An 8974-nucleotide genomic window follows, 5' to 3' on the forward strand; every position below is an offset into this window, starting at 1 on the left:
ACAAGGAGTGGTGAGAAGATCTTTCTGCCCCGCAATATCGACGACACCCCCATTGAAGATCAGGACCAGGACAACGTGGCCGGCTACCTGACGCCAACGAGACAACCAACTGTTCCCCGCACAAGCGGGGATGGACCGGACACGGACTATCTGTTCACAGGTGAGCTGGACACATTCCCGGAAGACTGGCGCGAAGAACACAAGGGCGGTGAACGGCTTCGCATCAATCCGAAGAACCAAGTTCCCGAGCAACTGACCGTAGGCCCGGACGGGCGCTGTGGTGGGACTGACGCCAGCTTCTGGTTTATTCCGGGGCGGTGGCGATTTTGTCCCCGTTGTCTGGACCAGCCCCATTCCACCATGTGGGAGCGCAGCAAGCTGATGGGCCTGTCGGGGGAAGGGCGCAGCTCTGCCACTACCCTGCTGGTGGCCACGGCCTTGGGGTGGATGAACGGCGAGACCAGCGGCATCGCCCCCGAGAAGCGGAAGCTTCTGGGCTTCACGGACAACCGGCAGGATGCGGCGCTCCAGGCGGGCCACTTCAATGACTTTCTCTTTGTCAGTCTTCTGCGGGGCGCCACGTTGCGGGCCGTTCTGGATGCCGGCGACGACGGGATCAGTGAGGACGAATTCGGTCTGGGCCTGGTGAAGGCGCTGGGCTTCACGGCAGCCAACAAGGCCGCACGTATCCACTGGATGCTGGAACCGGACGCCGGTGCCGTTATGCGGGAGAATGCTCAGCGATCCCTGGCCAAGGTGCTGGCGCACCGTGTCTGGACAGACCTGCGCCGCGGCTGGCGATACACCAACCCAAGCCTGGCGGTGCTCAAATTGGTGGATTTCCGGTTTGTCGGTCTTGAGGACGTGGCCGATGATGGGGAGAGCCTGGGTGCCATCCTGCCTCGGCAAGTGGCGGATGACCGGGAGCAACGCAAACAGGTCCTCCAGATCATCCTGACTGCCTTGCTTGAGGGTCTTGCCGTCAATACGGAGGCGCTGGAACTGGCGGCTCTTGATCCCGTTGCCCAGCAATCCAGAAATCTGCTCCGTGCTCCATGGGCCATGGATGAGAAGGAAAAATTGCGCGGTCGCAATGCGTTGATCCTGAAGCCAAGGAGGAGGGATCGTAGAGGAGAGCAGCCGGTGATTTGTGCAAGCCACCCCTCCCGTATTGGCCGAGCCATCAGGAAGATCCCTGGCATGAAGAACCTCAACAAGGACGACTATGCCCAGGTCATGGCGGGGCTGATGGAATTGATGAGTCGGGAGGGGCTGGTGTCAGCCTGGGAGGTTGAAGACGACCTCCATGGCTGGCATCTCTCCCCCGCGGCGCTCAAGCTGGTTCCGGGCGAAGCAGTGCGCCCAGGAGAACCGCGGGGGAACAGGTATTTCCATGACCTCTACCAAACCATTGCCGCTGATCTGAAGCAGGGCCACAGCACCTATTGGGGCCTGGAAAGCCGTGAGCACACGGCGCAGGTGACTCAGAAGCAACGGGAGTGGCGGGAATGGCGTTTTCGCTATGAAGAGGATGATCGCAAGAAAATTGGCGAGAATCGTGCAGACATCAAAGCCGCTGGCGAACCGGACCAGTTTCTTCCCTCTCTATTCTGTTCTCCCACTATGGAGTTGGGTGTGGATATTTCAGCGTTGAATACCGTCTATTTGCGCAACGTGCCCCCTACTCCCGCCAACTATGCCCAGCGGGCCGGGCGCGCTGGCCGTTCAGGGCAGACTGCAGTGATCATGGCCTATTGCGCAGCCCAATCACCCCATGACCAGTACTTCTTCAAGCGCCGCAACGCCATGGTTGCGGGGGTGGTGCGCCCGCCAGCGCTGGACATCACCAATGAAGAGTTGGTGCGATCCCATCTCCACGCCGTCTGGCTGGCGCAGACGAAGCTTGCTCTCTCGCCGGACATTCCCCAGGTGTTGGATCTTAGCAAGGTCAATTTTCCGCTGAAGCAGGAGATTCTGGATGTCATTCAGCGGGAGAGACTGGTGGAGGATGCCCAGGTGCCAATGAGGCAGGTTCTGGATCAGATTCTGGACTCCGTTGATGGGCCAAGGCCTCTCTGGATGGGCAATCCAGACAACTTTGTGCGGACAATTGCTGAGGGAGCGCCAGAGATGTTTAATCATGCCTTCGACAGATGGCGGCAACTCTACAACGCTGCCCGCACCCAACTGCAAGAGGCCAACGCCCGCTCCGAGACCCCTGGCCTTGCCAGCAAGGACCGCAGAACCACCAAAGCCGCCCAGGCCCAGGCCAACAATCAGATTGACCTGCTTGAGAAAGGCAAAGCCTCCAACGGTTCAGACTTCTATTCCTACCGATACCTTGCCACCGAAGGCTTTCTGCCCGGCTATAACTTTCCCCGTCTACCCCTTTATGCCTTTATTCCCGGCGAGAAAAAGACTGGCTCCTTTCTGCAGCGAGCCCGTTTCCTGGCCATTTCCGAGTTTGGTCCCCGCAGTTTGATTTATCACGAAGGCCGTGCTTATCGGGTGACCAAGGCAAAACTTCCCCCGGAGGTGCGCACCAGTGATGGCTCCGAGCTGGCCACCAGGGACATCTTCATCTGCTCCCATTGTGGCGCCTGCCATGAAAACGAAGTGGAATGCTGCCATGCCTGTGGTCAATCCATGGCCAACGAGTTGCCTGTGCAGAGGACACTGCGGATCGACAACGTGGAAGCCGCGCCGGCAACGCGGATCACCGCCAATGATGAAGAGCGTATCCGTCAGGGATTTGACATCCAGACCGTATTTTCCTGGCCAAGGCGGCAGGATCGCCTGCAGATCACGGAGGCTGACTTTCGCTGTGGGGGAATCACAATTCTGACCCTGCAATACGCCAACAGCGCTGAAATCAGTCGCATCAATAAAGGCCTAAAACGCCGCAAAAACCAGACTGTTTTTGGCTTCAACATTGATCCCCAAAGCGGTTACTGGGTGAAGTCGAAGGTGGAGAAGGGCGAGGAGGAGTCACCGGAAGTGAGCCGGCCGGTGCGCATTGTTCCCATCGTGCGGGAGCGGAAGAATGCTCTATTGATGCGCTTCTGTGAGCCGGAGGACTATGCTCCCGAGACGATGGCGACGGTCCAGCACGCCCTGGTTCGCGGCATTGCGGTTGCCTTCCAGTTGGAGGAAGGGGAAGTGCTGAGCGAACCACTGCCCGAGCGCAACAACTGCCGTGCCATCCTCACCTATGAGGCCACGGAAGGCGGCGCGGGTGTGTTGAGCCAACTGGTGGAGGATCCCCAGGCTCTGGGCCGCGTGGCCCGAAAGGCGCTGGACCTGATGCACTTCGGCAATGTGAACGAGGCTATTGCCGCTGGTGATGAATCTCATCTCGCTGATCAGGAGAACGCCTGTGTGCGGGGCTGCTACCACTGTCTTTTGTCGTACTCCAATCAACCGGACCATGAGCTGATTGACCGCACCAGCCAGCAGGCCAGGCAGTTGTTGGTTGATCTGGCCCGTGGTAAAGTGGTTCTGAACAGCACCCCATCAGGTCCATGCAGTCCATGGCTGGCCGTGTTCAATGAGGCGGGACTCCCCACACCGGACTCTAAACCCATCACCATGGCGGACCAAGTGTTCCCTTTTGCGTGGCGCAGCCATTTAGTTGCCGCTGCCATGGATGCGGTGACGGACACGGCGCAGGAGAGGGGCCATACCAAGGGCTGGACGTTATTTGCTCTGCCGGCCGCCAGTGACGAGGGGCTGCCCAGCGGGTTGACGGCCATGTTCAAGACTTGAAACCAGGACCTGCGTTGAAGACCTGAACAAATGAGCATGAATCCTGCCCCCGGCGACCTGGTAAAGGCCCGTGGCCGTGAGTGGGTGGCCCTGCCATCTCCTTCGGAGGGTATTCTGGCGCTGCGCCCCCTCTCGGGCAGTGAACAGGATGTGGTCCTACTGGATCCGTCCCTTGAACTAATCCCCGTGGAGCCGGCGGGCTTTGATTTGCCAGCGGATGCTGCAACCACGGTCCAGTCCAAGGCCGGGCTCCTGGCGGATGCCTTGCGGCTCACCCTCCGCCGTGGCGCCGGTCCGTTCCGCTCTGCGGCCCAGCTCGCCTTTGAACCGCGCACCTATCAACTGGTGCCCCTGCTCATGGCCCTGCGCCTGCCGGTGCCCCGCCTCTGTATTGCCGATGATGTGGGCATCGGCAAGACCATCGAGGCCGGGCTGATCCTGCGGGAGCTGAGGGACCGGGGCGAGGTGGACGCCTTCTCCGTGCTCTGCCCTCCCCACCTGGTGGAGCAATGGGTCGATGAATTGAAACTGCGTTTTGGGATCACGGCAGTTGCCGTCACTGCCGGCACGGCAGCACGTCTGGAACGGGGACTGCCCATGTCCCAGACCCTCTTTGACGCCTTCCCCGCCACCGTGGTGAGCCTGGACTACATCAAGGCCGAGAAACGCCGTGAGACCTTTGCCAGGGCCTGCCCGGACTTTGTGGTTGTGGACGAGGCCCATGCCTGCGTGGGCACCCACAAGGGCAAACAACAACGGTTTGACCTCCTCTCCGACCTGGCCAAGGATCCAGGTCGCCGCATGATCCTGCTGACGGCAACCCCCCACTCCGGAGACAAGGAGGCGTTTGGTCGCCTGCTGTCGCTCGTTGATTCATCCTTTGCGGAGATGGATTTTGACGATCCCCACTATCGGGAGCGGCTGGCCCGGCATTTCGTGCAGCGGCGGCGAGTGGATCTTGTCTCAGGGGACTGGCACGAGGACCGCGCCTTCCCCAAACACGAGACCACCGAAGATCCCTATCCCCTGTCGCCAGACCACATGGCGTTTCAGGAGGCTGTGCTGGACTACTGCCTTGCTGTAGTGGAGCAGGCCGGGACTGGCCAGCGGGAGCGGCGGCTGGCGTTTTGGGGCACCCTGGCGCTGATGCGCTGTGTGGGCTCATCCCCTCGCGCTGCCCTCAGTGCGCTGCGCAACCGGGCTTTGAGCCAGAACGAGCGCCTGGAACCCCGGATCTACGACGAAGACGGAGAGGATCAAGACGCTGTTGACCTGGAGCCCGGCACCACCTTTGCGCCTGATGATCCGGCGCTCCGTGCCCTGGTGAGCCAGGCCGAGAATTTGCTGAATCAACCTGATCCCAAGTTGGCGGCCCTCGTCAAGGCCCTCAGGCCCCTTCTGAGCCAGGGTGCCAATCCCGTGGTGTTCTGCCGGTACATTGCCACGGCGGAGCATGTCCGAGATGGTCTCCGCCAAGCCTTTCCCCATCTCACCCTTGCTGCCGTCACCGGTGTGCTGACCCCTGACGAGCGGCGGGATCGGGTGGCGGAGATGGCCCAGGGCCCCCAGCGCCTTCTGGTGGCTACCGACTGCCTTTCCGAGGGCATCAACCTCCAGCAGGTTTTCGACACGGTGGTTCACTACGACCTGTGTTGGAATCCCACCCGCCACCAGCAGCGGGAAGGCCGGGTGGATCGTTTCGGGCAGCCGGCGCCGCTGGTGCGCTCCATCATGATGTTCTCCCCCGACAGCGCTGTGGACGGCGCCGTGCTGGAGGTGATCCTGCGCAAAGCCGAGGCCATCCGCAAAGTCACGGGCGTCACCGTGCCCCTTCCCCAGAAACGTGGTCCCGTCACCGATGCGCTGCTGGCTGCCATGGTGTTGCGGCGGGGCGCCACCCCCCAGTTGGTCCTTGATTTGCGCCTTAAGGAGGGCACCACAGCCATGGAGACCCGCTGGCGGGATGTGGCGGAGAACGAAAAGAAATCCCGCACCCGCTTTGCCCAGAACGCCATGAAGCCCCAGGAGGTGGTACCCGAATGGAAGAAGGTGCGTACGCTTCTTGGGTCTCCCGATGATGCCCGGGTCTTTCTTGAGCGCGCCATGGCCTGCTTTGGCGTGCCGTTGGAGACCAAGGCACCTGTGGTGTTGGCCCATGTGGAGGCGCTGGATGCTGGTCTGCGGGAACGGCTCCAACAGCGGAACCTGACGGGATCGGTGCGGCTGGCCACCACTGAGCCGGCGCCAGCGGGCGCCCAGCGATTGACCCGAACCCATGGGCTGGTCACCACCACGGCGGAAGCCCTGGTGGAAGCTTCCCTGGATCCGGAGTCTTTGCCTGGTCTGGGCATTGGCCGGGTTGGCGCCTGGAGCACCCCGGCAGTTGAGCGGGTGACATGGCTTCTGCTGTTGCGACTCCGCCATAAGATCACCACCCATGCCCGGCGCGAGCAGCTCCTTCTGGTGGAGGAAGCAGCATTAGTGGCCATGGAGGAAGCAGCATTGGCGGCCACCCGGAACAGCACAATCACGGCCACAGGGGAAAAGGCCCGGACGTTGTTGAACACGCCCGCAGCGGCCAACATGGCACCGGTGGCGCGGGATCGATTCATCACGACCGCCAAGGCCCACCTGCCTGCTCTGCTGAAGGGACCGTTGGCAGACTTTGTCCGCAACCGCGCTGCTGAACTGGGCCAGGATCATGATCGACTGCGGACTGCGGCCCCTTCAACCCCCCGCGTCAGTGTGGAGGCCGTTCAGCCACCGGACGTGATCGGCCTCTTTGTTCTGGTGCCCAGCGCGGTGTAAGCCGTGGCCAACCCATGGTCCTAAAGTGGCCTGCTAATCCCGTGACCCATGGCGTGATGACCTCGGAGACCAGGCTGGGCAATGCCATCGCCACTAGTGAGGCCAGGCAACTACCTGCGCCCAAGGATTGAGCGCCGTGGCCCGTCAACCTGCCACCGATATAGGGGCCTGGCCCTCCCTCAGCCTGGAGGGCAATCTCCTCACCCCCGCCATGGTGGCCCAGATTGGCGCCCCCAAGGACGATGACACCACCCGCGCCAGCTACGGCATCCGCAAAGGGCTGACGATTCGCGAGGACATCTCCACCGCCTTCCGGGTGGGCCAGTCTCACTGGGATGAGTTTGCCCGGCGTCACGATCCTTCCCTGGCGGCCACGCAGCGCTTTGTCCGGGATTTTCTGGCGGAGACCTTTGGCTTCCATGACCTTGTTGCCCCAGCCGACCGGGTTGTTGTGTCCTTCGTTGACGGGGAGCGGGTTCCCGTGGTGGTGGCGCCGCTAGGGGAGGACTTGGAGCGCCGCAGCCCCAGCCTCTCTGCGGACCGCTCCCGCTCTCCCGCCTTTGCCCTCCAGGACTGGCTCAACCATCACGACCACACCCTCTGGGGCCTGGTGACCAACGGCCACCAGATGCGGCTGCTGCGGGACAACGCCTCCCTCACCCGCCCGGCTTACATCGAAGCGGATCTGAAGGAGATGTTCACCAATGAAGATGCCGCCTCCTTCGCGGTGTTCTGGTTGCTGATCCACCGCAGCCGTTTTGGACAGTCCGGCGCTCCGGCAACGGATTGCCCTCTGGAAGACTGGCGCAGGGAAGGCAACCGCCTTGGAGAAGCCGCCCGGGACAGACTGGCGGCCCAGGTGCAGCAGGCCCTCAAGGTGCTGGGTTGCGGCGTCCTGAGTGCCAACCGTGATCTGGCCCGCCAGTTGCAAGCCGGCCACGTCCTCCTGGCGGACTGGTTCAACGAACTGCTGCGGCTGGTGTATCGGCTCATCTTCCTGATGGTGGCGGAGGACCGCAATTTGCTCCACCCCGCCCGGAGCACAGAGGCTGCCCGCCAACTCTACAGGGAGGGCTATAGCCTCACCACCCTGCGCCGCCAGTGCCGGCGCCGCGCCAGTTGGGACAAGCACCATGACCGCTACGAGGGTATGAAAGTGGTGTTCCGCGCCCTGGCTGAAGGGGAAACGCGCCTGGCCCTGCCCGCCCTTGGCAGCCTTTTTGATCCCCGCCAGTTGCCCCACCTGAAGACGGCCCGTCTCCCCAACAACGCCTTCATGGAAGCCCTCTGGCATTTGGGGTGGCTACCGGAGCGCACCGGTCGGGTGCCGGTCAACTGGCGGGCCATGGAAACCGAAGAGTTGGGTTCGGTGTATGAATCCCTCCTGGAGTTGCAACCCCAACTGGCGGACGACGGCCACAGCCTGGTGTTTGCCGCCGAGGCCAGCGAACGGAGAGGCAACCAGCGCAAAACCACGGGTTCCTACTACACCCCGGACAGCCTGGTTCAGGCGTTGCTGGACAGCGCCCTTGACCCCGTTCTGGAGCGCACCGAAGCAAAAGCCGAAGACCCCGCCAAGGCGCTCCTCAAGCTCTCCGTCCTGGACCCAGCCTGTGGTTCGGGCCACTTCCTGCTGGCCGCCGCCCGCCGCCTGGCCACCTGCCTGGCCCGCATCCGCGCCGACGGTGCCCCAGGGTTGGCGGACTTTCGTCTTGCCCTGCGGGACGTGGCCCGCTGCTGCCTCTACGGGGTGGACAAGAACCCCATGGCCGTGGAACTCGCCCGTGTGGCCCTCTGGATCGAGACGGTGACCCCCGGCCTCCCCCTGGGCTTTCTGGACAGCCAAATCCGCTGCGGCGACGCCCTCCTGGGCCTGGTTGATCTGAGCGTGCTGGAAGACGGCATTCCCGACGCCGCCTACAAACCCCTGACCGGCGACCACAAAGCCACCGCCAAACGCTGCAAGAAGCTCAACCAGGAGGTAAGGGACAGGGGGCAGGGCAGCCTGGCCCTGGACACTCTGGACCAGGAAGGTCTGATGCCGGCCATGAAACCCCTGGCGCTGAAGTTTGCGCGCCTTCGCAACCTGGGGGAAGACACGGTGGGGCAAATCCAAGCCAAGGCCAGCCGCTTCCGGGATCTACGCCAAACACTGGAATTCCAGCGAGCCAGAGCCGCCGCGGATCTTTACGTGGCTGCCTTCCTGCTGCCTAAAACCGACGCCGCCCCGGTGCCCACCACCGATGAGTTATGGCAAGCCCTGGCCGGACAGGCGCCGCCAGCCCTGGGGCCGGCCCGCCAAGCCGCTGCCGCCGCCCGCGCCTTCCACTGGCCCCTGGAGTTTCCAGACGTGATGGAGCAAGGCGGCTTTGACGTGGTGCTGGGGAATCCGCCGTGGGAG

General features: G+C 62.8%; 3 protein-coding genes. All 3 read left to right on the forward strand.

Annotated features, from left to right (window positions below; genetic code table 11):
- On the forward strand, nt 1–3765 hold a 3765-nt coding region (locus FLM9_RS06470), incomplete at its 5' end, for a helicase-related protein (RefSeq protein WP_074457806.1).
- 36 nt (nt 3766–3801) lie between these two features.
- Complete coding sequence (locus FLM9_RS06475) at nt 3802–6573, forward strand: DEAD/DEAH box helicase (protein WP_218969750.1); 2772 nt, start codon at nt 3802–3804, stop codon at nt 6571–6573.
- Between the two features lie 136 nt (nt 6574–6709).
- Nucleotides 6710–8974: Eco57I restriction-modification methylase domain-containing protein (locus FLM9_RS06480; RefSeq protein ID WP_180365325.1), on the forward strand; the 2265-nt coding region annotated here is incomplete at its 3' end.

The sequence above is a fragment of the Candidatus Synechococcus spongiarum genome (assembly GCF_900047545.1).
Lineage (GTDB): Bacteria > Cyanobacteriota > Cyanobacteriia > PCC-6307 > Cyanobiaceae > Synechococcus_B > Synechococcus_B spongiarum_C.